Here is a 25,290-nt window from a genome sequence, read left to right as displayed (position 1 = left end):
TCCCTCGCATTCCCCGCTATCCCGCGCGTTTAGGCTGCACTTTTTTGAACTGATGGCGCAGCTGCAGCGCATTGAACAGCACCAATACCGCCGTCACGGCGAACACCCAACGGAACCCCATCATCGCCGAAATGCCCGAACCCAGCAGCGGGCCGACCACGTTGCCCAGATACATAAATGACTGGTTATAGCCGAAGATGCGCCCGGTCACCTGATCGGAGGAATACTTCAGCAGCAGCGCCTGCACCGCCGGCATCAGCGCGCCATCGGCGAAGCCCAGCAGAAAGCGCAGAATGCCCAGCTGCAGCGGCGTATTCACCCAGGCCATCACGGCGAACAGGCCGGTGGTGAACAGCAGCGCGGCGATCAGAATGCGCGCGGTGCCGATGCGATCGCCGAGCCGCCCGAGGCGCGGCGCGGAGATCAGCGCCGCGATGCCGGGCACGGCGGCGATCATGCCGCTGACGAAGGCGATATTGCTGACGTTGCCCGACAGTTCGCGAATGAACAGCGTCAGGATCGGGCTGATGGAGGAGTTGGCCAGCTGGATCATCAGGGTGCAAACGAACAGGGTGACGATCAGCGCCGGATAGGGCAGCGACCGGAATACCGCCTTGCCGCTCAGCTGATCCGCTTTTTTCACCGTGATGCGCCGCTCTTTAATCAGGAACAGCGTCACCAGGAAGCTGACGAACATCAGCCCGGAAGTGACGAAAAACACCACCCGCAGCCCCAGATGGTCGGCCATCAACCCGCCCAGCAGCGGCCCGGCGATCACGCCGGAGATCTGCCCGGTCGAGAGCGTGCCCAGCGCCCAGCCGCTTTTATCGCGCGGCGCCTGCGAGGCGACCAGCGCCATGGCGTTGGGAATATAGCCGGACGTCAGCCCCATCAGGGCGCGCAGCGCGAACAGCTGCCACACGTTAGTGGCCAGCCCCTGCAGCGCGATGACGATCGCCATGCCCAGCGAAGCGCGCAGCAGCATCAGCTTACGGCCTTTGCGGTCGGCCAGGCTGCCCCACAGCGGCGACACCACCGCCGAGACCAAAAAGGTGCCGCTGAATACCAGCCCGGACCACAGGCTGAGGGATTGATGATCGCTGACGCCAAGTTGTTCGACGTACAGCGGCAGAAAAGGGAGGATTTGGCTCATCGCCAGCCCGGTGAAGAAACACCCGAGCCAGACCGAGATCAGATTGACTTTCCACGCTTCCATCGGCTTATCGTACCACGTTGAATGAGGAGGGATTTGTTAAGCAAAATAATAATAACACTGCAAATTAGTCGGCGAGGGGGCAAATGCGTGAGCAAACGTAACCCTGCCGGCTGCAGTGTCTTTTTGCTATATATTAATAGCTATATTATCATAGACAAATGGGTTAAGCCAGAAGCGCGCGGTGGCCGAACGGGGCGCCATTGACTGCGCGATCCGGCGATGTGAAAGTAGGGACAAACTGAACGTTATCGACTGATGCCAATGAAAAAAGATCATCCTGAAGACGTGACGCTGCTGCGCACGCAGTTAATGTCGCTGGTGCGCCGCATGCGGCGCGAGTCGCGCAGCGACGAAAAATCCTGGGCCCAGCTGATGCTATTGGGGGCTATCGATCGCCATGGCGGCGAGGCGACGCCGTCGTTGCTGGCGGAGTCGGAGCGTATGCGCTCCTCAAACCTGGCGGCCGCGTTGCGCGAGCTGGAAGCCGAGGGGCTGCTGGTGCGCACGCCGGATGCCGAAGACAAACGCCGGGTGCGGGTGCGGCTGACGTCCGCCGGGCTGGGTTTGCTGCAGCAAAGCCGCGCCCGACGCGAGGCGTGGTTGCTGGCGGCGATGGAAAGCTGTCTGTCCGAGCGGGAGCAGGCGCTGTTGCTCGAAGCGGGGGTGCTGATGGCGCGGCTGGCGGCGGCGCCGTCTGCGGAAGCGGACTGATTGCAGGGGCGGCCTGAGTTGCCCCCTGCGGCGAGATTACGGCATCGGCCAATCGACCGGCATGGTGCTGACCACGTCCACGTAGCGATCCCAGGCCGATGACCAGAATTGGGCGAAGGCTTCGAGGGTGAAGTGAATGCCCATCAGGCCCATCACGAACCAGCAGGCGGTAAACAGGCCCAGGCTGCTGAACATGAACGCCATGCCATTGCGGCTGGTTTTACGGCAAACGACGTTTAACTGGCTGGCGAAGAACATCATCACGGCGCTCAGCAACTCCCAGCGCATCATGATTAAACCGGTGGCAATGGTACTCATCGAACTCGATCCTATGTAACAAAAAGCCGCATCCGGCAGGGCGCCGACAGGAAAATGCGGAGGAGAATAACGGTAATAGTGTGATAAGGATCACATTGTAGCATTGAGAGGAACGGCGGCTCAATGGGGCGCGCGGTGAAAAAATCGCCGCCGGTAACATTCCAATATGCTGAAACAGTTATGCCATTTCATTAGCAACCTTTTCATGGGGCGTCGCGCCCGATAACGCTATGCTTGCCGGCTTTTCAGTTCCCTGATTTTGCGGGGAAATGTGACGCAAAAGGTATCGGCTCCGCATGGCCCTGTTAAAAGAAAAAATTCGCGACCACTCCGCGGAAGAGATGCTGTTTATCCGCCGGGCGGCCGTGGCGCTGGCGCTGGTGGTGGTCTGTTTCGGCGCGCTGGTCGTCAACCTCTACCGGCTGCAAATTCGCCAGCACGGCTTTTACCAGACGCGCTCCAACCAGAATGACATCAAGATGTTGCCGATCGCCCCGAGCCGCGGGCTGATCTTCGATCGCAACGGCATTCCGCTGGTACGAAACGTGACACTGTATCGCATCGAGATCACGCCCAGCAAAATCACCGACATGGCCGCGCTGCTGCAGGCGTTGACGCCGATCGTCGATCTGACGCCGGAAGATATCAGCGCGTTTCGCGACGACATGCACCACAACAGCCGCTACAAGCCGATAACGCTAAAAGCGGGGCTGAACGACACCGAGGTGGCGCGTTTCGCCGTCAATCAATACCGTTTCGACGGGGTGACTATCGATACCTATCAGCAGCGCGAATATCCTTACGGCGCGCAGCTGGCGCACGTGCTGGGCTACGTGTCGAAGATCAACGACAGCGATCTCAAGCGCCTGGACAAGGCCGGGTTGAGCGAGAACTATGCCGCCGATCGCAACATCGGCAAACAGGGCATCGAGGCCTATTACGAGTCCGAGCTGCACGGCACCACCGGCTATCAGGAGGTGGAGGTGGATAACCACGGGCGGGTGATCCGCTTGCTGAAGGAGCAGCCGCCGCAGGCCGGCAAAAACATCTACCTGACGCTGGATCTGCCGCTGCAGCAGTACATCGAATCGGTGCTGAAGGGGCAACGCGCCGCGGTGGTGGTGGAAGATCCGCGCGACGGCGGCATTCTGGCGATGGTCTCCAGCCCCAGTTACGATCCCAATCCCTTCGTCAAAGGCATCGGCTATCAGGCCTATAAGGCGCTGCTCCGCAACCCGGATTTGCCGCTCATCAACCGCGTCACCCAGGGGCTGTACCCGCCGGCGTCGACGGTGAAGCCCTACATGGCGGTTTCGGCGCTGTTTGCCGGGGTGATCACGCCCACCACCACCTTTTTCGGCGCGCCGACCTGGACGCTGCCCGGCACCGAGCGGCGCTATCGCGACTGGCTGAAGACCGGTCACGGCATGCTCAACGTCACCAAAGCGATAGAAGAGTCCGCCGATACCTTCTTTTATCAGGTGGCGTATGAGATGGGCATCGATCGCATTCACCATTGGCTGAGCCAGTTTGGTTACGGCCAGTCGACCGGCATCGATCTGAACGAAGAGTACCGCGGCGTGCTGCCAAGCCGCGACTGGAAGCTGAAGGTGCACAAAAAAGTCTGGTATCAGGGGGATACGGTATCGGTCGGCATCGGCCAGGGATATTGGGTGGCGACGCCTATTCAGATGGTGAAAGCGCTGACTACGCTGATCAACAACGGTAAGGTGAAAACGCCGCACCTGCTGTATTCGCTGCAGCAGGGCAACCGGGTCACGCGTTATCAGCCGCCGACGCAGGCGCTGCAGATTGGCGATCCCCGTTCGCCTTACTGGGGCATTGTGCGCAACGGCATGTATGGCATGGCCAACCTGCCGAACGGCACCGGATACAAGCTGTTCCATACCGCGCCGTACCAGATTGCCGCTAAATCCGGCACCTCGCAGGTGTTCAGCCTGAAGCAAAACCAGACTTACAACGCCAAAATGATTCCGGTGCGGCTGCGCGATCATATCTTTTATACGCTGTTCGCCCCCTACAAAAACCCCCGGGTGGCGATGGCGCTGATCCTGGAAAACGGCGGCGGCGACGGCGTGGTGGCGGGGCCGACCGCGCGCGCGATCCTCGACCACATTTTCGATCCGGCCAACGCGCCCCAGCCCGGCGACGCGGCGCAAACTAAACCGCAGTTAAACGACAGTGCGGATGTGCAACGGTGATGCGGTTTGTTTTTACTTTCTTACAAACTGCAATCTCCTGACCATTTCCGGCAAGGTAGACTGAAATAACACGATAAACCGAATAAAAACGCAGGGTTAACACAACAGTGGCGCCATCGACCAAAAAGAGCGGTAAAACCTATTCCACAGTTCGTTTCGGCTGGATTTGCGCCGGCATGCTGGTCTGTTTTTTTCTGTTGGCGTTCAGGGTCGGTTACCTGCAACTGCTGGAACACCAGCAGTTGGCGAACCAGGCAGATCAGCGCTCGATTCGCACCCAGGTAGTGCCGACCAACCGCGCCATGATCACCGATCGCAACAATGAGGCGCTGGCGGTCAGCGTGTCGTCGAAAGACATCGTGCTGGATCCGAAGCATATTCTCGATACCCAGACCGATACCGGCAACGAACGCTGGCAGAGCATGGCCAACGTGCTGAAGATCCCGCTGGCGGACGTGCAGCATCTGATCCAGAGCAACGCGCACAAACGCTTTGTCTACCTGGCGCGCAAGGTGGAGGACGACAACGCCGCTTATATCAGCAAGCTGCACCTGACCGGCGTCAGCACCGAGCAGGATTTCAGTCGCTTCTATCCGATGGGCCAGGACGCGGCCGGACTGATCGGCATCGTCGGCCAGGACAATCAGGGGCTGGAGGGCATCGAGCTGGGCTTCAACCCGTTGCTGCAGGGTAAAAACGGCCTGCGGGTCTACCAGAAGGACGGCAGCGGTGCGGTGATCGGCGTGATTAAAAGCGTGGATCCGGTTCCACCGCCGAATGTGACGCTCAGCATCGACAAATTTATCCAGTACGTGCTCTATGCGCAGATCCGCGACGGCGTGGTGGCTAACCAGGCCGACTCCGGCTGCGCGGTGCTGGTGAAAATCGACACCGGCGAAATCCTCGGCATGGCCAGCTATCCGTCGTTCAACCCGAACAACTATGGCAGCACGCCGGCGAAAGATATCCGCAACGTGTGCAGCAGCGACAGCTTCGAACCGGGTTCGACGGTGAAGCCGGTCGTGGTGATGGTGGGGCTGGAACATAAGCTGATCCGGCCGGATACCGTGTTGGACACCACGCCGTATCGGGTGAACGGTCACCTGATCAAGGACGTCGGCCACTGGTCGAAGCTGACCATCACCGGCGTGCTGCAAAAATCGAGCGACATCGCGGTATCGCACATTGCGCTGGCGCTGCCGGCCACGGTGCTGCCGGCGGTCTACCGCAGCTTTGGCCTGGGGCGGCCGACCGAGCTTGGCATCGGCAACGAGAGCAGCGGTTATCTGCCGCAGCATCGTGAACGCTGGGCCGATATCGAGCGCGCCACGTTCTCCTTCGGCTATGGGCTGCGCGTGACGCCGCTGCAAATGGCGCGCGAGTATGCCGCGATCGGTTCCTTCGGCATTTATCGGCCGCTGTCGATCACTAAGGTGACGCCGCCGGTGATGGGGCAACGCATTTTGCCGGCCGATACGGTCAGGTCCGTGGTGCATATGATGGAAAGCGACGCCTTGCCGGGCGGCAGCGGGGTGAGTGCTGCGGTGCCCGGCTACCGTTTGGCGATCAAAACCGGTACCGCCGAGAAAATGGGCCCCAGCGGCAAATACGACGGCGGCTATATCAACTATACCGCCGGCGTGGCGCCGGCCAGCGATCCGCAGGTGGCGCTGGTGGTGATGGTCAACAACCCGAAAGCCGGCAAGCACTTCGGCGGCTCGGTAGCCGGGCCGGTGTTCGGCAAGATCATGGCCCAGGTGCTGGAGCACATGAATATCCTGCCGGATGCCCAGCCGCTCAATGTGGTGTCGTCGGTTAAAGGGTGAGGATTTAAGCGGGAAGTGAGTGGGTCAGAAAATGTCTGACCCACGCTTCAATACAACGAGTTTAACCTACGGCAGTATTTATTATGGATATGCCTTGAAATATTGATTGATATTCGACTTGAATGAATTTCTCTGTTTCTAAAATAATATTTCTTATTTGGCGATTCGCAGAGAAGCTTATTTTCTCACCAAGACAATTCCCTCTTTCGTTCACGCCTTGACATGATTTCAACGCATTCCGAACCCGGCAACACCCGCCTATGGGAGGCTGTAATCGTCGTGTCATCAATGCTCGTTAGACTCGCGGCATCCTGGTATTACCGACTAAAAATCATGAATATAAAACTGACACTTGGCCGCGGGGCAAAACCTGCACCCGCGCTGCCGCGCGCGTTTGGCTTCGGCAAAAGTATGGGGTTATTAAGCGGCGTAATTTGCGTTATCGCACTATTTTCTCTGCTGCAATTGTTTTCCACCGTATTTATTTCCAATATTCTGCGCGACGCCAAGATTAACCTGGTGACGGGCGACGCCTTGCATCGCCAGCAGGCGGCGATGGATCGCGCCAGGCTGTCGCTGCTGACGGCCAGCGATACCCTGAACCGTGCGGGTATTTACTATCTGCAGGATAAAGCCACCGGTTCCGACGGCAGCTGGCATAGCCTGCTGGATGAATCGCTGGCGGCGCTGCAGGCTTCAGAGCAGGCCTTCGCCCGGTTTGAGCGCCTGAGCGCGACGGCGCCCGAGGCCGCTGACGCCCTGAAAGGCAGTTATCGCCTGTTCTATGACGGTCTGAAGGAGCAGGCGCAAGGGCTGCAACGCAGCGACAGCATCGATGCGTTTTTCGCCGTGCCGATCCAGGCTTTTCAGGCGGATTTCAACGAGAAGTATCTTGCTTATCAGGCGCTGAACGAACGACGCGGCGATGACGTCAACGTGCGGCAATTGGCGGCGCTGGAGCAGGCCAAAACCTATGCGCTCGGCGCGCTCGCGGCGTTGGCGCTGATCGCCTTGGGCGTGTGGTTCGGCGTTGCTCGTTGGGTGATTGCACCGTTGCAAAGGGCGATCGCCCATCTCAACGTGCTGGCCGCCGGCGATCTTTCGCGGCCGTTGCCGCCTGAACGGGCGGTTAACCGCGAAATGCGTCAGTTGCAAACCAGCATTGGCCACATGCAAAACGGCCTGCAGCGGCTGGTGAGTGAGGTGCGCGATGCGGCGAGCGGGATCCTGAACGGCGTCGGGCGGCTGGCGGACGGCAATCGACAGTTGACGGCGCAGTCGGCGAAGCAGGACGGCGAATTGCAGTTGGCGACCGAGCACGTGCAGCAGTTGGCGGCGCGGGTGGAAGAAAACGGCCAATACGCGCAGCTGGCCAATCAACGCACCGAACAGGCCAGGCAGTGCGCCGGCGCCGGTGAAAAGATGATGCAAACCGTCAACGTCTCGATGCAAGGGATCGTCAACCAATCGGCCGAGATGCGCGGCATTGTGGCGCTGATCGACAGCGTGGCGTTTCAGACCAATATTCTGGCGCTGAATGCGGCGATCGAGGCCGCGCACGCCGGCGTTCACGGCCGCGGTTTCGCCATTGTCGCTAAAGAAGTGGGCCTGCTGGCGCAGAAGAGCAGCCATTCTACGCGCGATATTCAGCAGCTGATCAACCGCTCGTTGCAGCAAATCGATCAGGGTTCGCAAGCGGTGGATCTGCTGGCGGGCAATTTGCGTCAAATTATCGATCTGGTGAACACGTTTAGCGCACTGATGGGGGAGATCTCGCTGGCGTCGCTCAATCAGGAGGAGAGCATTCAGGACGTGACGGCGCGCATCGCCGGGCTGAATCAGGTGGCGCGGCAAACCGGCGCCGTGGTGAACGCGGTGACCGAGGCTTCGCAGTTGCTGCAGGGCGAATCGGAACGATTGGAAAAAGCGATGGCGCGTTTCAGGCTGCCGGCGCAATAAATAACCCTGGCGCAGGTTAATGAATAATAAAGCCGCGCTTAACGTTATTTATTTAGGTTCGCTCCCTGAGGAATTTAAGCGGAGTAAATAAAAGCAGGCCGGCGCGTGTGGATTAAAAAATCGTCGGCCTGCGGAGGTTATTTTTGGCGGGAGAATTAACGGCTGGTCTGGTGGCCGATGATGCCGCCCAGCGCTGCGCCGCCGAGGGTGCCCAGCGTGCTGCCGTCGGTCAATACCGCGCCGCCCACGGCGCCGACGCCCGCACCGATCGCCGTGTTGCGATCGCGATTGGACATATGCCCACATGCGGTAACGGAAAGCGTCGCCATTACCACCACCAACACACCCGCGGCACGTTTAATATTCATAATGAGTTCCTGGTAAATTGGCTAATTAATGGATTAAAAATAATCCGATTAACTCGCCGGTAGAAGTTGGGATGAATGTATTCCTCCGAAAGAAAATCGAACAGGTAAAAATTCTTAATTTTGGCGCGGTGAAAAGCGATCGCTCGCCGAATGTGCGGCCGTCGGCAAAACCGTTCGGCTATACTGGGAAGACGCCTCATGAGGGGCGGGGCGCACACGCTGGAGGCCGCCATGTCCGAGCTCGTTTCCGCATCCGGCAAACCGGTGAAAATTCCCGGCCCGGACCATCCGATTACGCTGACCCGCCATCCGACGCGGGTCGTGGTGCGCGGCGCCGGCCAAATCCTGGCCGACAGCCGTCATGTACTCATCTTGCAGGAAGCCAACTATCCGCCGGTGTTTTACTTTCCGCGTGAGGATGTGAATATGGCGCTGTTGCAGCAAAACGAGCACGTCAGCTACTGCCCTTATAAGGGCGACTGCAGTTATTTCTCCCTCACGCTGAACGGCCCACAGGGGGACAATGTGGCCTGGAGCTATGAAATGCCTTACAACGCCGTGGTGGCGATCAAGGATCATCTGACATTTTATCCCGACAAAGTCACGGCGATCCGTACCGAAGCCTGAGCCGCCGCCGCCTTCGGGCGGGGGCAGGTTGACATTCCACTTATCCCTACTCATTATGTGTATTACCGGAAATTGATACGCTTTTCTTATGTTTTAATCCGACATAAGCGAAACTCTGAGCAGGTGCCAAGGTGTCTACCTCTACGCGATTTGCCGTTGCCATCCATATTCTGACCAACATCACGCTGTGTCGCGGCCAGACGGTGCGTTCCGAAGATATCGCCCGCAGCGTCAACACCAATCCGACGGTGGTGCGGCGCATTCTCGGGGCGTTGGCGGAGGCGGGGCTGACCTATTCGCAGATGGGGCAAGGCGGCGGGGCGTTGTTGGCGCGGCCGGCGGAAGCGATTTCTCTGCTGGACGTGTATCGCGCGGTGGAGGATCAACCTTATTTCACGCTGCATCGCACCCGGCCTAACGAGGCGTGCTATATCGGCCACGCCATTACCCCGGTGCTGGAGCAAGAGTTTGCGCGCGTCGGTCACGCGCTGGAAGCCAGCCTGGCGCAGACCAGCATCGCCGAAATGGCCGGGCAGGTTGAGCTGCGCGCCGGCTATCCCTTCGTCCCTTGTTCACCGCAATATCAAGCAGATACGCAATAAAAAATCACGCCAAACCCCGTTCCGCGCAGAGCATTTTTTGCATTGCGTTAATGTAATTGTGTAAGTTACATTAGCTCGCATCAAGTGTGATGTAGCTCACGTTTTAGACTGCCTCCCCACGATAATCGACCGTTTGGCCGGAAACCTTTTCTTCCGGCGCAGATTCGCTGTGCTTATAAACCAGGAGAGAACGATGTTAGAAATGATTGAAAGCTTGGCCACCGTAGTGGTCCTGGTGCCGGTAATGGTGGCCGTCTTGCTCGGCGCGATTTACGGCCTGGGTGAAGTGTTCAACGTCTTTTCCGCTATCGGCCGCAAAAACGGCTGAGTCAGTGTGCCAGGGGGCGATTGTTGCCCTCCGGCTCCCTCGCATTTCTCTTCTCTCTGATTGCTTCCTGGTGTAAGTCCCCATCTAATCCCGAAAAAGCCGCGCGCTCAGCGTATCGATAAACACCCGCAGTTTCGGCGTCAGGTGTTTGCTGGAAGGCCACAGGACTTTAAAGCTGCCGCTGTGGCGGCAATGCTCGCGCAATATCTGCTGCAATCGTCCCTGTTCCAGCGCACGCTTTACGGCAAAATCCGGCAAACAGGCGATGCCCTGGCCGCTTTCCGCCAGATAAATCAGGGTATCGACGGTGTTGCAAACCAACCGGTGCGCCAGCGTCTCGATTCGCTTTTCCCAGCCTTCAAGCGGCCAGGGTTCCACTTTGCCGGTAGAGGGGAATTTGTATAACAGACCGGCATGTCCATGCAGATCCGCCGGTTGAAGCGGGATCCCGGCACGATGCAGGTAATCGGGCGCGGCCACCAACTGCAGATGAAACGTGCCCAACTGGCGGCTCATCAGGCGTGAGTCCTCGGTTTCGCCGACCCGAATTACGGCGTCAAAACCTTCTTCTACGACATCGACCCGACGGTCGGAAAAATCGGCTTCCAGCTCAATATCGGGATAGTTCCGGACAAATTCCGCCAATACCGGATTTAACAGGCCTCCCACCAGCGGCAGACTGACGCGCAGTTTGCCGCGCGGCGCGCTATGCGTATCACTGATATCCCGTTCCGCCGCCGCCATCTCCTCCAGAATGCGCCGACACCGCAGCAGAAACCGCCGCCCCTCGGCGGTCAGCGTCATGCTGCGCGTGCTGCGGTGAAACAGACGCACGCCCAGTCGGTTCTCCAGGCGGGCGATGCTTTTCCCCACCGCCGAGGCCGAGATGCCGAGCACGCGGCCGGCGTCAACGAAGCTGAGAGTTTCAGCGGCCTGCACGAAGGCGCTCACGCCGGCTAAGTTATCCATCGTTTGTCCTATTGCGGACGTTAATGTCCGTTATGAAGGGAAATCTAGCCTGTTTTTCCGCTAATCGCCAGGCCCTATGCTCGGTGACTACAGCATGGGCTGATTATCTGGAGTAATGACGATGAGTGCATATGGGCATACCGCGGGCGTGATAGACCGGGCGATCGATAACGCGCTGGCGGAAAAACGGCTGGTTGGCGCAGTGGTTTTGGTGGCGCAGGGGGGCGATACGTTTTATCGCCGCGCGGCGGGGCTGGCGGATCGCGAAGCCGGCCGGCCGATGGCGTTCAATACGCTGTTCCGTCTGGCTTCGGTATCCAAACCGATCGTGTCCACGGCGGCGCTGGCATTGATGGCGCAAGGCCGTATGCAGTTGGAAGATCCCATCACCCGTTGGCTGCCGCATTTTCGTCCGCGGTTGGCGGATGGCACCACGCCGTTGATGACGCTACGGCATCTCATGACCCACACCGCCGGACTAAGCTACCGTTTTTTCCAGCCGGAAGGGGGATTCTACGCCCAATCGGCGGTCTCCGACGGCATGGATGAGGCGTCTGTCAGCCTGCAGGAGAACGTGCGGCGTATTGCCTGCGCCCCTTTGTTGGCGCCGCCCGGCGAGGCGTGGCGCTATTCCATCGCGACCGATGTCCTGGGCGCAGCGATCGAACAGGCGAGCGGCCTGCCGCTGGCGCAGGCAGTAAAAAAATGGGTGACCGGGCCGCTGGCGATGACGGATACCGATTTCCTGGCGGTGGATCCTGCACGTTTGGCGGCCGCTTACGCCGATCATCCCGGCGAGCCGCGCCGCCTGCGCCAACCGGATCATTTACCCTTTATCGATGGCAGCGCCGGTTTTCATCTGTCGCCGGCGCGAGCGTTGGATCCGTTGGCTTACGCCTCAGGCGGCGCCGGCATGGTCGGCTCGGCCGAGGATTTCCTGCGCCTGCTGGAAGCGTTGCGCCAGGGAGGAACGCCGGTGCTGCCAACCGATTGGGTGACGGCGTTCACCAGCAACCAGATCGGCGATTTGTCGATGCCGTTTTGGCCGGGGCGCGGTTTCGGCCTCGGCATTACCGTACTGAAAGACCCCATCGCCGCGCAAACGCCGGAGTCCGTGGGGACCTGGCGCATGGGCGGCACCTATGGCCATTCCTGGTTCGTCGATCCTGTCCGGCAGCTCAGCGTCGTCGCGTTTACCAACACGGCGCTGGAGGGCATGTCCGGCGCCTTTGTCGGCGAGATTTGTCAGGCGGTCTATGCCGCGACGGGAGCGATGCAATGCGCCTGATGCCGCCGATTTTCTTTATCGCGCTGGGGTTGTTCGGCGTCTACTGCATCGAGTTCGGCGTGGTGGGCATTTTGCCGCAGATCATCGCACGGTATGGCATCTCCACGGCGCAGGCCGGCTGGCTGGTCGGGATCTTCGCCCTGACCATCGCGCTGCTCGGGCCGCTGTTGGTGCTGTTGGCGTCGCGATTCAATCGCAAACGCATGTTGTTGATCGCGTTGACCGTGTTCGCGGCGGCCAGCGCGCTGTCCGCTCAGACGGACAGTTTCTCCATGCTCATGCTGCTGCGCATTGTGCCGGCGTTGTTTCATCCGATCTATTTTTCGCTGGCCATGGTGGCGGCTGCGGCGCTTTATCCCCCGCATCAGGCCACCAAAGCAACCGCCTATGCGTTCATCGGCACCAGCATGGGCATGGTGTTGGGGATACCGTTGACGCAATGGATCGCCGGGCAGTTCAGCTATGAAGCCTCGTTCCGGTTCTGTGCCTGGGTCAATCTCCTGGCAGCGGCGGGATTGCTGATGCGGTTGCCCGACGTCGCCGTTCAGCGCCTCAGTTATGGCAAACAGCTGATGATCCTGCGCAGCGGGACGCTGTGGCTGAATATCATCACCTGCGTGTTGATCTTTGCCGCCATGTTCGCCGTCTATGCTTACGCGGCTGAATATCTCAGCCGTGAAATCGGCCTCAGCGGCGGCGCCATCGGCTTTCTTCTGGTGGCGTTCGGCGTGGGCGGTGTCGCGGGCAACCTGTTGGCCGGCAAGGGGTTGAGCCGCCATCGAGCGCTGACGGTGCTGCTGCACCCGCTAGCCTTGATTGCGGCTTATGCGCTGCTGTATCACTACGGCAGCGCGAATATCGGTTCGATGACGGTGCTTTGTCTGTATTGGGGAGCGGCGCACACCAGCGGTTTGATCGTGACGCAGATCTGGCTGACATCCGAAGCCCCCCAGGCGCCGGCGTTCGCCACCGGGCTGTATATCGCCTTTATCAATCTGGGCGTGGCGCTGGGCTCGCTGGCGGGCGGCTGGTTCATCACCGCGTGGGGGCTACAGGGCAGCCTGCTGTGCGGAGCCTTGTTCGCCGCGCTGGCGGTGATTACGATCGCCGCCAGGCTGCGGTTGCAGCGGCAGGCTACCGTTGCGTTGCGTCGATCATCGCCATCACCTGCCGGAACATCGCGCTTTCCGCATCGGCCAGCTCGTTGACCAGCGTAAAGTGATTGCAGTGGCGGTCGGCCAGCAGGTGGACGTCGAGACCGCGCGCCAGGCAGGCGTCATAATAGGCCTGCGTCTGGTTTTTGAACCCCTGGGTTTCGCGGTGGCCGACGTCGAGCAGGATCTGCGGCGCATGCGCTTTCGCCGGCAGCAAAAACAGCGGGCTGAGAGTTTGCGCCTGTTCGGGCGTCAGGTGCAGCCAGTCGTTGATGTAGATATCGCACAGCGGGCGCAGATCGTAGAGGCCGCTCAGCGCCAGCGCGCCTTTGATTGCATCGGGCGGCAGGCGATAGCGTTGCTGCCAGCCGTCGGCGATCAGCATGCCGCACAGGTGGCCGCCGGCCGAACTGCCGCTGACGAAAATGCGCGCCGGATCGATGCCGAACGGCGCCCCGTGATGATAAAGCCAGGCGACGGCGCTGCGCACCTCATGCACGATCTCCGCCAGCGTCGCTTCCGGCGCCAGCGTATATTCCAGCGTGGCGACCGCCACACCGCGGCGGGCGAACGCGGCGGCCATCGAGCAGGCTTCCTCTTTTCGCTGTGAATGCCAGTAGCCGCCATGAATAAAGATCAGCAGCGGGGCGGGCTGTGCGCTGGCCGGGAACAGATCGAGACGCTCGGCGGCGCTCATGCCGTAGCGCAGATCGTAAATGCCCGGCGTCTGCGCTTTGGCGCGCTGCGCCAGCGCGGCATAGTCCGCCATGCAGGCGTCAAAATCCTCCACCGAAGCGCGGGCGTTGTATTGCGCGGCGCGGGCGCTCAGGTCTTCAAACGTCAGATCAATGTTCATGCGTTTCTCCGGATTGTTATGCGTTATGTCTTCATCATCGTCCCGCAGGGGAAAAGATGTTTGATCTCCGGTGCGCACAATTGCGGCTTCTCCAATGCTGTTATCTGCTGTATATTGCCGTTTTATGCTTTTTTAATGCGGAATAATCCCATGCACAAAGCGGCACGACAGCGCCATTTACTGGATTTGCTCAGCGAACGCGGGCAGGCGGCGGTGGCGGAATTGGCCAGCGCCATCGGTGTTTCGGTCGATACCGTGCGCCGCGACTTGGCCGATCTTGAGCGGCAGGGGTTGGCGCAGAAACATCACGGCGGCGCGATAGCGCTCGAACCGTCCGGCATGCCGCGCCAGGCGCGCGCGGCGCTGTTGCCGCAGGTCAAGCAGCGGCTCGGCCGCGCGGTGGCCGCACAGATCCCGCCCGGCAGCACCCTGATGCTGGATGCGGGCAGTACGCTGTTGGCGGTGGCGCAAGCGTTGCGCGGCCCGGCGACGGTGATCACCGCCTCGCTGGATATCGCGCAGTGCCTGAGCGATAAGCCGGAGATCCAACTGATCCTGCTCGGCGGCCAGTGGGACGCGCGCCAACGGCTGTTCGCCGGCAGCGCGACGCTGGCGTTGCTGGAACGCTACCGCGCGGACATCGCTTTGCTGGGCGCCTGTGCGGTGCATTCTCAGCTGGGGCTGAGCGCCGGCGAAGAGGCCGATGCAGAGGTCAAACGCGCCATGCTGGCCAACAGCGGCGAGCGCTGGCTGGTGGCCGACCATATGAAGCTGGATCGCTGCGAGCCGCATCACGTGGCGGATCTGGCGCAGATCCAACGCCTGTTTACCGATCGCCCGTGGGATAACCTGGACGAGCAATCAATGATTGAACTTTGTGTCGTCGCCGACGACTGCTAGAGGAGAACCCTGATGAACGATAACGCTCAACCGTTGCAGGTGGCGCTGATTGGTTACGGCTTTGTCGGCAAGGCGTTTCATGCGCCGCTGATTAACGCGGTGCCGGGTCTGGCGCTGAGCGTGGTGGCTTCGCGCGATGCCGCCAAAGTCCATGCCGATCTGCCACACGTGCGCGTGATCGCCGATCCGCTGGAGGCGATCCGCTTGCCGGAAGTGGACCTGGTGGTGATTGCTTCGCCGAACGCCACCCATGCGCCGCTGGCGCTGGCTGCGCTGGAAGCGGGCAAGCACGTGGTGGTGGATAAGCCGTTTACGCTGGATTTGGCGCAGGCGCGCACGCTGATTGCGGCGGCGGAGAAGCACGGCCGTCTGCTGTCGGTATTCCAGAATCGCCGCTGGGACAGCGATTTCCTGGGCGTGAAGCAGGTGATCGAGCAGGGACTGATCGGCAAGGTAACGCACTTTGAGTCGCACATCGATCGCTACCGCCCAGAAGTGCGGGTGCGCTGGCGCGAGCAGAATCTGCCGGGCAGCGGGCTGTGGTTCGATCTGGGGCCGCACATGGTCGATCAGGCGCTGCAGCTGTTCGGTTTGCCGCACAGCGTGCAGGCCAACATCGCCACGCTGCGCGCCAATGCGCAGATCAATGACTGGGCGCATGTGGTGCTGAACTACCCGACGCACCGCGTGATTTTGCATGGCAGCATGCTGGTGGCGGGCGGCGTCGCGCGCTTTACCGTGCACGGCGATAAAGGCAGCGTGGTCAAAGCGCGCGCCGACGGGCAGGAGAGCCAACTGCTGACCGGCGTAACGCCGGGTTCGGCTGAGTGGGGTAAAGACGACGACGCGATGAGCTTGTTTATCGGCACGGAACCGGTGCGTACGTTGCCGACGCCGGATGGCGATCAGCGCCAATATTACGTCCAGGTGCGTGACGCGCTGCGCGGCGCCGGCGCCAATCCGGTCACCGCTTCGCAGGCGCTGGCGGTGATGGCGGTGCTGGAAGCGGCCACGCTGGCGGCGGAAACCGGCGTAACCCAAACGCTGCCGCTCACCGAGGCGGAGATCGCCGCCTGGTAACGCATCGCGCCAGATAAGGCGTCAGATGCATTGATACAGTGCATCGCATGCATCTTCCGCCATCCCAACCCCTGACATAGGCTAAGCCTCAGTCTATGTCAGGAGTGCTTATCATGTTATCCCATCCTTCGCCGCAGGGCGTCCGCGGCATACTGGCCGCACTTTCTCTGTGTATGCTGCTGTCATCGCTCGGCATCAGCATCGCCAACGTCGGGCTGCCGGCGCTCGCCACCGCATTCCATGCCTCGTTCCAGGCGGTGCAGTGGGTGCTGCTCTGCTATTTGCTGGCCGTCACCACCTGCATCATCGGCATCGGCCGCTTGGGCGACAGCCTCAATCGCCGCCGCCTGCTGCTGGCGGGCATCGCGCTGTTTACCGCCGCTTCGTTGGCTTGTGCGTTGGCTCCGCAGCTGTGGCTGCTGCTGGCGGCGCGCCTGGCGCAGGGGCTGGGGGGCGCAGTCATGATGTCAATCACCATGGCGCTGGCGGGCGAGGCGCTGGGCACGGAAAAGATCGGCCGCGCGATGGGGCTGCTCGGCACTATGTCGGCCGTGGGCACCGCGCTGGGGCCGTCGTTGGGCGGCACGCTGATCGCCGGCTTCGGCTGGCGAACGATATTCCTGATCAACCTGCCTCTGGGCCTGCTGGCGCTATGGCTCGCCTGGCGATACTTGCCGAATGGGGCGCGGGCGGCGACGCGCCCTGAACCGTTCGACCGCGCCGGTACGCTGCTGCTGGGCGGCGCATTGCTGTGCTACTCGCTGGCGATGACTCTGGGACGCGGTGATTTCGGCGCGCTTAACCTGGCGTTGATGTTGGGCGCTCTGTTGGCGGCAGGGGTGTTTATCCGCGTGGAGCGCCGCGCCGTGTCGCCGCTGTTGGCGCCGACGATGTTCCGCCATCCGGCCCTAACGGCGGGGCTGGCGGCCAGCGCGTTGGTCATGACGGTGATGACCGCCACGCTGGTGGTCGGGCCGTTTTATCTGGCGCGCGCGCTGGGGTTAAGCGCCGCGCAGGTGGGGCTGGTGATGTCGGCAGGGCCGGCGGTGGCGATCCTGACCGGTATTCCGGCGGGTTATCTGGTGGATCGCTTTGGATCGCAACGCATCGCCCAGCTTGGGCTGGCGGCAGTGGCCGCCGGGGCGGGATTGCTGTCGCTGCTGGGCCGCTGGGGCGTACTCGGCTATGTCGCGCCGATCGCGCTGTTGACCGCCGGTTATGCGCTGTTTCAGGTGGCCAACAACACGGTGCTGATGAAGGATCTGTTTCCCGAACGACGCGGGTTGATCGCCGGCATGGTCAATCTGGCGCGCAATCTGGGGGCGATCACCGGCGCGTCGGCGATGGGGGCGCTGTTTTATCTGGCCTCGCAGCGGGTGGCGGGCGCCGCGGCGGCCGCGGCTTACGGCATGCGCGTCACCTACGGCGCGGCGGCGTTGCTGGCGTTGGCGGCATTGCTTATCGCCTTCGGCGGCCGCCGACTGGCGCTGCGTTATGACGCGCGCTGAACGGCGTAGCGTTCTTGCACGAAACCGTTGTCCGACTGGGTGACGGCGAGCAGACGCAGGCGCTGCTCAGGGGCATCGGCGCCGAACAAGGGAATGCCGCCGCCCAGCAGCAGCGGCACGCGCGTAATCGTCAATTCGTCGATCAACCCGGCCTGCAGGAAACGCTGCACGGTCTGGCCGCCGTCGATATACAGGTGACGGTAGCCGGCCTCGGCCAACCGCGCCACGACGCTGGCCGGTTCGCCGCTCATCCAGCGGACAGGCTCTGCGCCGTGCGGTGCGGATTGCGTCGACAGTACCACCACCGGCAGTTCTCCATAGGGCCATTCGGGAAAGGCGCGGACTTTTTCATAGGTATGGCGGCCCATCACCAGCGCGTCGATGTCGGCGATAAACGCTTCAAAACTCAGGCCATTGAGCAACGACACCGCGTACTCGGGCCGCAGCAGCCAATCGATGTCGCCGTCGGGGCCGGCAATGAATCCGTCTACGCTGGTGGCGATGTAAACCGAGCATTTCATCAGGCGAGATCTCCGCGGTAAACCACATGGACCTTGTTGCCGTCGGGATCGCGCAGGTAAGCGCCGAAATAGCCTTTGCCGTAGTGCGCGCGCTCGCCGGGTTCGCCTTCACTGCTGCCACCCGCCAGCAGGCCGGCGGCGTAGGCGCGTTTAACCGCCAGCTCGTCGGCGGCGAGAAAGGCCAACATGCTGCCGTTGCCGGCGCTGGCGGGCTGTCTGTCGAAGGGTTGGTAGGCATAAAACCGCGGCAGCGTTTGGCCCGGCATCACCCAGCAGCGGGCGGCGGGGCCGCCGTCCGGCGTCACTTCCCGCCGTTGTAAACCCAATGGCAACAAAATGGCGTCGTAGAACGCGGCGGCGGCGTCCAGATCGCTGACGCCGACGGTAATATGGCTGAACATGGCGCGTTTCCTTTCCCAAGAGAGAATAATGAACGGATAAAACAGTAGCAGCGATAGCGCAGGATGGACAGACCGCGGTGGAGGATTCGGATTAGGGACGCGCGCAGGGGGGCAAAGCGCGCTTCACGGTTTGTGGGGCGGGCCGCCTCAATTGCTCTCTACGCGAGGATTGGCGTGGGTCGGCTGGCTGGGATAATCCACCTGATGCTTGTGCAGATAATCGCGAATCAGCTGGCGCACCACCTGGGAAGGGGTGACGTCCTGCTGCAGGCACAGCTCTTCCAGGGCTTTCTTCTTGTCCGGGTCAATCAGCACCGTTAGCCGCGCCGTTTTCTTTTCCATCAGGATCCTCCAGAGAATGATGACTGAATGATAATACCATGTGAGCGAAGCGGCCAGCCAGACCGCGCCGCCGCTCGTCTTTAGCGGAAATGCAGCCGCTCTATCTTGCGTGACAGGTAGCCGAGTTCGCAGTTGAACAGCTCGCCGCTGCCGGCGGCCAGCGTGCGCAGCGTGCTGAGCGGCAGCGACACCTGGGCCGGCGTAGCATAAATGATCACGTTGCCGCTGGGGGCGACGCAAAACAGCACGGTGGCGAATATCCGGTGCAGGCTGTGGTACAGCAGACTGTTTTCGTCAGGCAGATCGTGGTAATTCAGCACCAGCCAGCCCCCGTCATTCAGCCGCGCGGCGCAGTTCTCCAGGAATGTCTGGGTGCCTTGCTGCGGATCCATGGCGAACGCCGAATAAAGATCGGAGAAAATCAGATCGTAACGCGTTTCGGCGGGCGGGCGCACGAAGTCCATGGCGTCGGCGGTGCGCAGGCTGATGGTGTCGGTGGCCGGCAGCGTAAAATAGCGGCGCGCGACGGCGATCACCGCGGCGCGCAGCTCGACGACCTCCAGGCGCATAGCCGGATCGAGCGCGTGCAGCGCACGCAGCAGGCTGCCGCCGCCTAACCCCAGGATCAACGCCGACGTCGGCGGCTGCCAGGCCACCGCCATCAGCATCGCTTTGATGTAGTTGTGGATCGGCTGCGCGGGGTTGCTGAGGCTCATCTTGCTTTGCTCGCAGATGCCGTCAAACCGCAGCGTGCGGTAGTCCTTGTGATCGGAAACGATGATTTCGCCCCAGGCGTCGGCTTCGCGAGCGATCACCTGGCCACGCGGGGAGAAATCGAGGGTTCTGAGTAAGCTGTCAACCAGAGACATGGTATTCGCAGGGCTCCTTTGGCAAGCGGCCTGTTTACTTACGGGCGCACATGAAATCGGCGGTGCAAATGCGCCGGCCATCGATGCTGGCACGGCCGGTGAAGCGGGCGATCGCGCCGCGCCGGCGTACAAAGGCGACCTCCATCAACACCTGGTCGCCGGGACGGGCGGCGCGATAAAACCGCGCCCGCTGAATGGAAGCGAAGTAGTAATGTTCCCCTTCGTTAAGCGCCCCGAGATAGTAATGCGCCAGCAGACCGGTGCTTTGCGCCAGCGCTTCCACCAACAGCACGCCAGGAAAACCGGCGAAGCGCGCATGGCCGCTCCAGAACGTCGGCTCATTGGCGGTGATGTTCTTGATGGCGCTCAGCCGCCCTTCGGCGATGCAGGTGCCGGCGGGCAGCACGCGATCGACCAACAGACAGGGATAGCGATGAGGCAGAATCGCCTGAATATCGTGGAATTGCAGGGGGTGACCATGTAATGGCATGGGGGAGCGTGATCCTGTCTGCGGCGAATCCGGCGCGATGGCCGGCGTTCGGTCCATAATGAGTGTAATGACATTATAATAAAATTATCATCAGATGTGCCAGATGAAAGACATGATGGCGGCGACGGTTGGGAAACAGCGAAGGAGGGGAAGACACCCGATCCTGACGATCGGGCGTGGCGGCGCGTTTAGTGCTTGGAGCGGGTCACTTTGTCCAAATAACCCATCACGAAGGCGGAGAGTACGAAGGTGAGGTGGATGATCACATACCACATCAGCTTGTTGTCTGGCACGTTCTTGGCGTCCATAAACACCCGCAGCAGATGGATGGACGAGATGGCGACGATAGACGCGGCGACTTTGTTTTTCAGCGAGGTGGCGTCCATTTTGCCCAGCCAGCTCAGCTTTTCTTTGCCTTCGGTGATATCCAACTGCGAGACGAAATTTTCGTACCCGGAGAACATCACCATCACCAGCAGCCCGCCGACCAGCGCCATGTCGACCAACGACAGCAGGGTCAGGATCAGATCGGCTTCAGCGACGGAGAAAATGTTGGGCAGGACGTGCAGGATCTCCTGAAAAAATTTGATAGACAGGGCGACCAGGGCCAGTGAAAGGCCGAAATAAACCGGCGCGAGCAGCCAGCGGGAGGCGTACATCGCGTTTTCTAGCAAGCGTTCCATCATAAAATTGTTTTGAATGCGTAGCAAAAAGGGCGCTCAGTATAGCGCAAGAGGCCTGGGTGAAATCAACCGCTTGCGCCAGTAGAGGGCGATATCAGGCCGCTACGCGCGCCGTTTTGCGCCCGCAGCGGATCCACAGCGCCACGGCCCCCGCCGCCGTCGCCAGCGCCACGACGCCCGGCCAGCCCGCGCTTGCCAGAATGCGGCTGCCGAGGGCGGCGCCGGTCGCCATGCCGATGAATACGCCGGTGAACAAGAGGGCGTTCAAGCGGCTGCGGGCCGCCGGATCAAGACCGTAGACGATGGTCTGGTGTGCGATCAGCGTCGCCTGGATGCCCAGATCGAATCCGACGGCGCTCAGCGCAATGAGAGCCAGCTGCGCCGGGAGCGGCAACAGCGGAAGCAGAAACATCAGGGCGAAGGCGGCCAGGACCAGTGCCGCGCCGATGCGGGTCACGGCGTCAGGGCCGTGCCGATCGGCCAGGCTTCCCGCCAACGGCGCCGCCAGCGCACCCGCCGCCCCTGCCAGACCAAACGCGCCGGCCGCCGCGCTGCCGATCTGGTAGCGCTCCGCCAGCATCAACGCCAGCGTTGACCAGAAAGCGCTGAAGCCCAATGACAGAAAGCCTTGCCCCAGCGTTGCACGCCGCAGCTCGGGATACGCGGCCCACAGATGCCCCAGCGAGCGCAGTAGCGCGGGGTAACTCAGCGCGTTATGGGGGCGAAGACGCGGCAACATGCGCCAGATAGCCAGCGTGATCGGCAAAACGCCCAGCGCCGCCAGCGCGTAAACGCTGCGCCAGCCGGCGAACTCGGCGAGCGCGCCGCTGAACACGCGCGACAGCAGAATACCGGCCAATAGCCCGGTCATCACCGCGCCGACGGTTTTGCCGCGGCTGGCCTCCGGCGCCAGCGTGGCGGCGGCGGGGATAATGTCCTGGGCGACGGTGGCGGTCAGGCCTATCGCCAGGCTGCTGAGCAACAACAGCGGGAATGAGGCGGCAAACGCGCAAAGCAGCAGCGTCAGCGTCAGCAGCGCGCCTTTGATCAGAATGATCCGCCGGCGATCGTACCGGTCGCCCAGCGGCGCCAACAGTAAAATGCCCAGCGCATAACCCAACTGGGTCAGCGTCGGCACCATGCCGGCATCGGCGACGCCGGCGTGGAAATCGGCGCCCATCATGCCGAGCATGGGCTGGCTGTAATAGATTGAAGCGACGCTGAGACCGGCGCCGGCGGCCAGCAGAAACACGACGTTGGCGGACGGGGCGCCGTTAGTGGCGGTGGTGCTCATGGCAAAGATCCCTGCAAAGTGAATGTGCGGCCATTTTTACCGCTTGCTTCATTCCGCTGTAGCCCCCTCGCAGGTAAAACTGTTATACACTTAACGTATGAATAAAATTAATTTACCCAACGGCGACCGCATAACTTTGCTGCATACGCTGGTGCGCATCGTCGAAAGCGGCAGCCTGTCGGCGGCGGCGCAGCAGCTGGGCACCTCACAACCGACGATCAGTCGGCGTCTGCAGGCGTTGGAGCAGCTGCTGGGCGCCAAACTGATCCAGCGGACGACTCACGCCCTCAAACTGACCGACGACGGCGAGCGCTGTTACCGCCAGGCGCGGGGGCTGATCGAGCAATGGCAAAGCCTGGAAGAAGGGCTGGGCGGCGCGCGCGACGAACCGGTCGGGGTGTTGCGCGTGCGGGCGCCGCACGCTTTCGGCCAGGATCAGCTGATCGGTCCGTTGGGCGAGTACCTGCGGCGCTACCCGCAAACTTACGTTGAGTGGACGCTGAACGATCATTCTCCGGACTTTATTCCCGAAGGCGTGGATTGCGCCATTCACGTCGGTGCGGTGACCGATCCGTCGGTCGTGGCGGTGTTGCTGGCGGAGGTGCCGCGCAGCACGGTAGCGTCGCCGGCGCTGCTGACGAGCCGAGAACCGGTTCGCTGTCTTGACGATTTGGCGCGGTTGCCGTGGCTGGCGTTGAACAGTTTTTATCGCAATGAAGTGGTGCTGACCCATGCTGAGCGCGGCGAGCAGGGGCGGTTCGATATCACGCCGAGGTTGAGCACCGACAGCCTGTACGCGGTACGCAAGGCGGCGCTGGAGGGGCTGGGCGTCGCGATTGTCTCCTCCTGGCTGGTGCGGGACGATGTGGCCGACGGGGCGCTGCAAACCGTGTTGCCGGCCTGGCGCGCCGCGCCGCTGCCTATCTACCTGCTATATCCCTACGCCAGCTATTACCCGGCTCGCCTGCGCAAGTTCATGGAAATGATGAAAGAAGTGATGCCGCGCATTCTCGGCGCGCGGCCGCCGGCGGCGGGCTGACGCCGTTCAGTGCCGGGCTTTTTTGCCGTCGTTGTGGCCGAGGGAACGCTCGGGAAAGCTGTGATCGCGCAGCCGCTGCTTTAACTGCGCCGCATCGGGGAAGCCGCCGTCAATTTTGCGATCCCAAATCATCACGCCATCGACGCTGATTTGATACACCCCGCCGGTGCCCGGCATCAGGGTGACGGAGGCGAGATCGTCGCCGAAGGTATTGAGCAGCTCTTGCGCCATCCAGCCGGCGCGCAGCAACCAATTGCATTGTGAACAGTAGTGAATCGTAACGGCGGGGGCATTTTTCATCGTTGATCGACCGGTTAGTGGTGACGGCTTGCAATCAGCCTGATGGCTCGCAAGCGATGGTGGCTGTGTATCGCCAAATAGTCAAGCGCCTGCGGAAGCCGCGAGGCGCGGATAACGATGACGGTCGCTATGGCTTGCTTTTGGCAAACCATTCGACCCCGCGCAACATGCCCGCCCAGTAAAATTTGGGTAAAAACCAGGCCTTCAGCCACCATGCCATACGGCTGGGATGCGTGTTGTCGAACAGAGGAAAGGTGGGGAGCAATTTACTGTCGTAACCAAACTCCGCCAGAACAACCTTGCCTTTCTCTACCGTCAATGGGCAGGAGCCATAACCATCATACCGTGCCGCATCAGGAGCGCCGTTAAGCTGCGCCGCGATGTTCTCTGCCACCACCACCACCTGTTTGCGAGCCGCCGCCAGGGTTTTGGCATTTGGCGTGGCGCAACAGTCGCCAACCGCAAAAATCGTCTGCCACTGCTTATGCCGTAGGGTGAATTTATCCACGTCGCACCAACCTGACTCGTCAGACAACCCACTTTGCGAAATGAACGCCGGCGCAGATTGCGGCGGCACTACGTGCAGCATATCGAAGGGCAGTGTCACTTCGCGTTTGCCTTCTTCATCACCGTCCAGAGAAAAGGTCGCTTGCCGACGCTGCCCATCAACGCGAACTAAATTATGCCGGAAGTTGACCTGTGCGCGGTATTTTTTCAAGTAATGGGTCAGCGGAGGAACAAATTGCGGCACGCCGAATACCGCCGCGCCCGCCAGGCAAAAATTGACGTTAATATTATTAAGGACACCTTGTCGCCGCCAGTGATCGCATGAAAGGTATAAGGCTTTTTGCGGCGCGCCGGCGCATTTTATCGGAATTGGTGGTTGAGAAAATATCGCCTCGCCGCCTTGCATTTCACGAACCAGTTTCCAGGTGTATTCCGCAAGATCAAAACGATAATTAGAGGTGACGCCATTCATTCCCAACGTTTCTTCAAGACCCTCTATTTTATCCCAACGTAAAACGAGGCCGCAGGCAACAATAAGGAAGTCGTAGTTTATTTTCTGCCCTTGGCGGGTCTCGACATATTTTGGGCCGGGCTCCACTCTGACCACGCTATCCTGAATCCATGCGGTTCCTGGGGGGATGACGGCGCGCATGGAACGCCGCGTTTCATTGATATCAAAAAGCCCGCCGCCCACCAGGGTCCATGCCGGTTGATAATAATGACAGTCGCCAGGTTCAATTACCGTTATATCAATGCCTTTAACTCGCTTCCTTATGCTTGCCACGACGCTTATTCCAGATGAACCACCGCCAATAACAACAACTTTTTTCTGGGTGTTTATTTTTTCCGGTTTCATGCAGGCCTCCTTTCATAAGAAAGTAGGGGGTTAATGCCCAGATTAAAAGGGAATTC

27 protein-coding genes are annotated in these 25,290 nt (G+C 61.0%); 13 read left to right on the top strand and 14 right to left on the bottom strand.

Annotated features, from left to right (window positions below):
- Positions 1-16: 16 nt before the first annotated feature.
- Positions 17-1,216 carry a multidrug efflux MFS transporter gene (locus ACJ8M3_RS06115; RefSeq protein WP_033650443.1) on the bottom strand — a complete coding sequence of 400 codons (1,200 nt, stop codon included), beginning with the start codon at positions 1,214-1,216 and terminating at the stop codon, positions 17-19.
- Positions 1,217-1,477: 261 nt separating this feature from the next.
- Between ACJ8M3_RS06115 and ACJ8M3_RS06110 the strand changes: the two genes are divergently transcribed.
- Complete coding sequence (locus tag ACJ8M3_RS06110) at positions 1,478-1,927, top strand: MarR family winged helix-turn-helix transcriptional regulator (protein ID WP_089197026.1); 450 nt, start codon at positions 1,478-1,480, stop codon at positions 1,925-1,927.
- Positions 1,928-1,963: 36 nt separating this feature from the next.
- On the opposite strand, the gene ACJ8M3_RS06105 is transcribed toward ACJ8M3_RS06110, so the two are convergent.
- Complete coding sequence (locus ACJ8M3_RS06105) at positions 1,964-2,245, bottom strand: YjcB family protein (protein ID WP_046898399.1); 282 nt, start codon at positions 2,243-2,245, stop codon at positions 1,964-1,966.
- A gap of 296 nt (positions 2,246-2,541) precedes the next feature.
- Here ACJ8M3_RS06105 and mrdA point away from each other — a divergent pair, with 296 nt between their 5' ends.
- From mrdA to ACJ8M3_RS06090, 3 genes are all read left to right on the top strand, one after another.
- Positions 2,542-4,467, top strand: coding sequence for a penicillin-binding protein 2 (mrdA, locus tag ACJ8M3_RS06100; RefSeq protein ID WP_162997223.1), 1,926 nt, complete (start codon positions 2,542-2,544; stop codon positions 4,465-4,467).
- A 107-nt stretch (positions 4,468-4,574) separates the two neighbouring features.
- Positions 4,575-6,293, top strand: coding sequence for a penicillin-binding transpeptidase domain-containing protein (locus ACJ8M3_RS06095; RefSeq protein WP_033643023.1), 1,719 nt, complete (start codon positions 4,575-4,577; stop codon positions 6,291-6,293).
- A gap of 411 nt (positions 6,294-6,704) precedes the next feature.
- Positions 6,705-8,252: a methyl-accepting chemotaxis protein gene (locus tag ACJ8M3_RS06090; protein WP_199560480.1), complete on the top strand. Its 1,548-nt coding sequence runs from the start codon at positions 6,705-6,707 to the stop codon at positions 8,250-8,252.
- 155 nt (positions 8,253-8,407) lie between these two features.
- On the opposite strand, the gene osmB is transcribed toward ACJ8M3_RS06090, so the two are convergent.
- Positions 8,408-8,620 (bottom strand): osmotically-inducible lipoprotein OsmB, encoded by a 213-nt coding sequence (osmB, locus tag ACJ8M3_RS06085; protein ID WP_004940700.1) that lies wholly within the window; start codon positions 8,618-8,620, stop codon positions 8,408-8,410.
- 231 nt (positions 8,621-8,851) lie between these two features.
- On the opposite strand from osmB, the gene ACJ8M3_RS06080 reads away from it, so the two are divergent.
- From ACJ8M3_RS06080 to ACJ8M3_RS06070, 3 genes are all read left to right on the top strand, one after another.
- A complete protein-coding gene (locus ACJ8M3_RS06080) occupies positions 8,852-9,247 on the top strand; it encodes a DUF427 domain-containing protein (RefSeq protein WP_089197028.1) in 396 nt (131 codons plus the stop codon).
- A gap of 131 nt (positions 9,248-9,378) precedes the next feature.
- A complete protein-coding gene (locus ACJ8M3_RS06075) occupies positions 9,379-9,849 on the top strand; it encodes an Rrf2 family transcriptional regulator (RefSeq protein ID WP_033650438.1) in 471 nt (156 codons plus the stop codon).
- Positions 9,850-10,042: 193 nt separating this feature from the next.
- Positions 10,043-10,177 carry an AcrZ family multidrug efflux pump-associated protein gene (locus tag ACJ8M3_RS06070; protein WP_033643027.1) on the top strand — a complete coding sequence of 45 codons (135 nt, stop codon included), beginning with the start codon at positions 10,043-10,045 and terminating at the stop codon, positions 10,175-10,177.
- A gap of 84 nt (positions 10,178-10,261) precedes the next feature.
- On the opposite strand, the gene ACJ8M3_RS06065 is transcribed toward ACJ8M3_RS06070, so the two are convergent.
- Positions 10,262-11,146, bottom strand: a complete 885-nt coding sequence (locus tag ACJ8M3_RS06065) for a LysR family transcriptional regulator (RefSeq protein ID WP_089197029.1) — start codon at positions 11,144-11,146, stop codon at positions 10,262-10,264.
- Between the two features lie 121 nt (positions 11,147-11,267).
- On the opposite strand from ACJ8M3_RS06065, the gene ACJ8M3_RS06060 reads away from it, so the two are divergent.
- Entirely contained in the window at positions 11,268-12,434 is a 1,167-nt protein-coding gene (locus ACJ8M3_RS06060; protein ID WP_047575850.1) for a serine hydrolase domain-containing protein, read from the top strand.
- The gene (locus tag ACJ8M3_RS06055; protein WP_089197030.1) at positions 12,425-13,642 is read left to right on the top strand and encodes an MFS transporter; all 1,218 of its coding nucleotides are present in this window, start codon (positions 12,425-12,427) and stop codon (positions 13,640-13,642) included. Before ACJ8M3_RS06060 ends, ACJ8M3_RS06055 begins: the two co-directional genes overlap by 10 nt.
- On the opposite strand, the gene ACJ8M3_RS06050 is transcribed toward ACJ8M3_RS06055, so the two are convergent.
- Positions 13,569-14,444, bottom strand: a complete 876-nt coding sequence (locus ACJ8M3_RS06050; protein WP_089197031.1) for an alpha/beta hydrolase — start codon at positions 14,442-14,444, stop codon at positions 13,569-13,571. The genes ACJ8M3_RS06055 and ACJ8M3_RS06050 overlap by 74 nt on opposite strands.
- 150 nt (positions 14,445-14,594) lie before the next feature.
- Between ACJ8M3_RS06050 and ACJ8M3_RS06045 the strand changes: the two genes are divergently transcribed.
- The 3 genes from ACJ8M3_RS06045 to ACJ8M3_RS06035 all read left to right on the top strand — a co-directional run bounded on the left by ACJ8M3_RS06045 (position 14,595) and on the right by ACJ8M3_RS06035 (position 17,932).
- Positions 14,595-15,344, top strand: a complete 750-nt coding sequence (locus tag ACJ8M3_RS06045; RefSeq protein ID WP_089197032.1) for a DeoR/GlpR family DNA-binding transcription regulator — start codon at positions 14,595-14,597, stop codon at positions 15,342-15,344.
- Positions 15,345-15,356: 12 nt separating this feature from the next.
- A complete protein-coding gene (locus ACJ8M3_RS06040) occupies positions 15,357-16,424 on the top strand; it encodes an oxidoreductase (RefSeq protein ID WP_089197033.1) in 1,068 nt (355 codons plus the stop codon).
- A 113-nt stretch (positions 16,425-16,537) separates the two neighbouring features.
- Positions 16,538-17,932 (top strand): MFS transporter, encoded by a 1,395-nt coding sequence (locus ACJ8M3_RS06035; RefSeq protein ID WP_089197034.1) that lies wholly within the window; start codon positions 16,538-16,540, stop codon positions 17,930-17,932.
- Here ACJ8M3_RS06035 and ACJ8M3_RS06030 read toward each other — a convergent pair.
- The 7 genes from ACJ8M3_RS06030 to ACJ8M3_RS06000 all read right to left on the bottom strand — a co-directional run bounded on the left by ACJ8M3_RS06030 (position 17,917) and on the right by ACJ8M3_RS06000 (position 22,532).
- Positions 17,917-18,453 carry a dihydrofolate reductase family protein gene (locus ACJ8M3_RS06030; protein ID WP_197845293.1) on the bottom strand — a complete coding sequence of 179 codons (537 nt, stop codon included), beginning with the start codon at positions 18,451-18,453 and terminating at the stop codon, positions 17,917-17,919. The two genes, ACJ8M3_RS06035 and ACJ8M3_RS06030, sit on opposite strands and share 16 nt — an antisense overlap.
- The gene (locus tag ACJ8M3_RS06025; RefSeq protein ID WP_015377846.1) at positions 18,453-18,854 is read right to left on the bottom strand and encodes a VOC family protein; all 402 of its coding nucleotides are present in this window, start codon (positions 18,852-18,854) and stop codon (positions 18,453-18,455) included. Before ACJ8M3_RS06025 ends, ACJ8M3_RS06030 begins: the two co-directional genes overlap by 1 nt.
- Positions 18,855-19,001: 147 nt before the next feature.
- Entirely contained in the window at positions 19,002-19,196 is a 195-nt protein-coding gene (locus tag ACJ8M3_RS06020) for a ribbon-helix-helix protein, CopG family (protein WP_004928567.1), read from the bottom strand.
- A gap of 80 nt (positions 19,197-19,276) precedes the next feature.
- Positions 19,277-20,065 (bottom strand): spermidine synthase, encoded by a 789-nt coding sequence (locus ACJ8M3_RS06015; RefSeq protein ID WP_047026131.1) that lies wholly within the window; start codon positions 20,063-20,065, stop codon positions 19,277-19,279.
- 34 nt (positions 20,066-20,099) lie between these two features.
- Positions 20,100-20,555, bottom strand: coding sequence for a 3-hydroxyacyl-ACP dehydratase FabZ (gene fabZ / locus ACJ8M3_RS06010; RefSeq protein ID WP_033643035.1), 456 nt, complete (start codon positions 20,553-20,555; stop codon positions 20,100-20,102).
- Between the two features lie 188 nt (positions 20,556-20,743).
- Positions 20,744-21,238: a TIGR00645 family protein gene (locus ACJ8M3_RS06005; protein ID WP_025302805.1), complete on the bottom strand. Its 495-nt coding sequence runs from the start codon at positions 21,236-21,238 to the stop codon at positions 20,744-20,746.
- Positions 21,239-21,332: 94 nt separating this feature from the next.
- On the bottom strand, positions 21,333-22,532 hold the full coding sequence (locus ACJ8M3_RS06000) for an MFS transporter (RefSeq protein WP_089197036.1): 1,200 nt from the start codon (positions 22,530-22,532) through the stop codon (positions 21,333-21,335).
- Positions 22,533-22,629: 97 nt separating this feature from the next.
- On the opposite strand from ACJ8M3_RS06000, the gene ACJ8M3_RS05995 reads away from it, so the two are divergent.
- A complete protein-coding gene (locus ACJ8M3_RS05995) occupies positions 22,630-23,571 on the top strand; it encodes a LysR family transcriptional regulator (RefSeq protein WP_033643037.1) in 942 nt (313 codons plus the stop codon).
- Positions 23,572-23,577: 6 nt separating this feature from the next.
- Here ACJ8M3_RS05995 and ACJ8M3_RS05990 read toward each other — a convergent pair whose 3' ends face one another.
- Complete coding sequence (locus tag ACJ8M3_RS05990; RefSeq protein ID WP_033643038.1) at positions 23,578-23,871, bottom strand: SelT/SelW/SelH family protein; 294 nt, start codon at positions 23,869-23,871, stop codon at positions 23,578-23,580.
- 127 nt (positions 23,872-23,998) lie between these two features.
- Positions 23,999-25,234, bottom strand: a complete 1,236-nt coding sequence (locus tag ACJ8M3_RS05985) for an NAD(P)/FAD-dependent oxidoreductase (protein ID WP_046687024.1) — start codon at positions 25,232-25,234, stop codon at positions 23,999-24,001.
- Positions 25,235-25,290: the final 56 nt, after the last annotated feature.

The sequence above is a fragment of the Serratia sp. CY55921 genome, assembly GCF_052167655.1.
GTDB lineage: Bacteria > Pseudomonadota > Gammaproteobacteria > Enterobacterales > Enterobacteriaceae > Serratia > Serratia ureilytica.
This window is presented reverse-complemented; position numbering and strand designations above follow the sequence as displayed.

Excerpts from the sequence above, each read along its gene's own strand:
- ACJ8M3_RS06115 (WP_033650443.1), bottom strand. The coding sequence starts at position 1,216 with ATGGAAGCGTGGAAAGTCAATCTGATCTCGGTCTGGCTCGGGTGTTTC.
- ACJ8M3_RS06110 (WP_089197026.1), top strand. The coding sequence starts at position 1,478 with ATGAAAAAAGATCATCCTGAAGACGTGACGCTGCTGCGCACGCAGTTA.
- ACJ8M3_RS06105 (WP_046898399.1), bottom strand. The coding sequence starts at position 2,245 with ATGAGTACCATTGCCACCGGTTTAATCATGATGCGCTGGGAGTTGCTG.
- mrdA (WP_162997223.1), top strand. The coding sequence starts at position 2,542 with ATGGCCCTGTTAAAAGAAAAAATTCGCGACCACTCCGCGGAAGAGATG.
- ACJ8M3_RS06090 (WP_199560480.1), top strand. The coding sequence starts at position 6,705 with ATGGGGTTATTAAGCGGCGTAATTTGCGTTATCGCACTATTTTCTCTG.
- osmB (WP_004940700.1), bottom strand. The coding sequence starts at position 8,620 with ATGAATATTAAACGTGCCGCGGGTGTGTTGGTGGTGGTAATGGCGACG.
- ACJ8M3_RS06080 (WP_089197028.1), top strand. The coding sequence starts at position 8,852 with ATGTCCGAGCTCGTTTCCGCATCCGGCAAACCGGTGAAAATTCCCGGC.
- ACJ8M3_RS06070 (WP_033643027.1), top strand. The coding sequence starts at position 10,043 with ATGTTAGAAATGATTGAAAGCTTGGCCACCGTAGTGGTCCTGGTGCCG.
- ACJ8M3_RS06065 (WP_089197029.1), bottom strand. The coding sequence starts at position 11,146 with ATGGATAACTTAGCCGGCGTGAGCGCCTTCGTGCAGGCCGCTGAAACT.
- ACJ8M3_RS06060 (WP_047575850.1), top strand. The coding sequence starts at position 11,268 with ATGAGTGCATATGGGCATACCGCGGGCGTGATAGACCGGGCGATCGAT.
- ACJ8M3_RS06055 (WP_089197030.1), top strand. The coding sequence starts at position 12,425 with ATGCGCCTGATGCCGCCGATTTTCTTTATCGCGCTGGGGTTGTTCGGC.
- ACJ8M3_RS06050 (WP_089197031.1), bottom strand. The coding sequence starts at position 14,444 with ATGAACATTGATCTGACGTTTGAAGACCTGAGCGCCCGCGCCGCGCAA.
- ACJ8M3_RS06045 (WP_089197032.1), top strand. The coding sequence starts at position 14,595 with ATGCACAAAGCGGCACGACAGCGCCATTTACTGGATTTGCTCAGCGAA.
- ACJ8M3_RS06040 (WP_089197033.1), top strand. The coding sequence starts at position 15,357 with ATGAACGATAACGCTCAACCGTTGCAGGTGGCGCTGATTGGTTACGGC.
- ACJ8M3_RS06035 (WP_089197034.1), top strand. The coding sequence starts at position 16,538 with ATGTTATCCCATCCTTCGCCGCAGGGCGTCCGCGGCATACTGGCCGCA.
- ACJ8M3_RS06030 (WP_197845293.1), bottom strand. The coding sequence starts at position 18,453 with ATGAAATGCTCGGTTTACATCGCCACCAGCGTAGACGGATTCATTGCC.
- ACJ8M3_RS06025 (WP_015377846.1), bottom strand. The coding sequence starts at position 18,854 with ATGTTCAGCCATATTACCGTCGGCGTCAGCGATCTGGACGCCGCCGCC.
- ACJ8M3_RS06020 (WP_004928567.1), bottom strand. The coding sequence starts at position 19,196 with ATGGAAAAGAAAACGGCGCGGCTAACGGTGCTGATTGACCCGGACAAG.
- ACJ8M3_RS06015 (WP_047026131.1), bottom strand. The coding sequence starts at position 20,065 with ATGTCTCTGGTTGACAGCTTACTCAGAACCCTCGATTTCTCCCCGCGT.
- fabZ (WP_033643035.1), bottom strand. The coding sequence starts at position 20,555 with ATGCCATTACATGGTCACCCCCTGCAATTCCACGATATTCAGGCGATT.
- ACJ8M3_RS06005 (WP_025302805.1), bottom strand. The coding sequence starts at position 21,238 with ATGGAACGCTTGCTAGAAAACGCGATGTACGCCTCCCGCTGGCTGCTC.
- ACJ8M3_RS06000 (WP_089197036.1), bottom strand. The coding sequence starts at position 22,532 with ATGAGCACCACCGCCACTAACGGCGCCCCGTCCGCCAACGTCGTGTTT.
- ACJ8M3_RS05995 (WP_033643037.1), top strand. The coding sequence starts at position 22,630 with ATGAATAAAATTAATTTACCCAACGGCGACCGCATAACTTTGCTGCAT.
- ACJ8M3_RS05990 (WP_033643038.1), bottom strand. The coding sequence starts at position 23,871 with ATGAAAAATGCCCCCGCCGTTACGATTCACTACTGTTCACAATGCAAT.
- ACJ8M3_RS05985 (WP_046687024.1), bottom strand. The coding sequence starts at position 25,234 with ATGAAACCGGAAAAAATAAACACCCAGAAAAAAGTTGTTGTTATTGGC.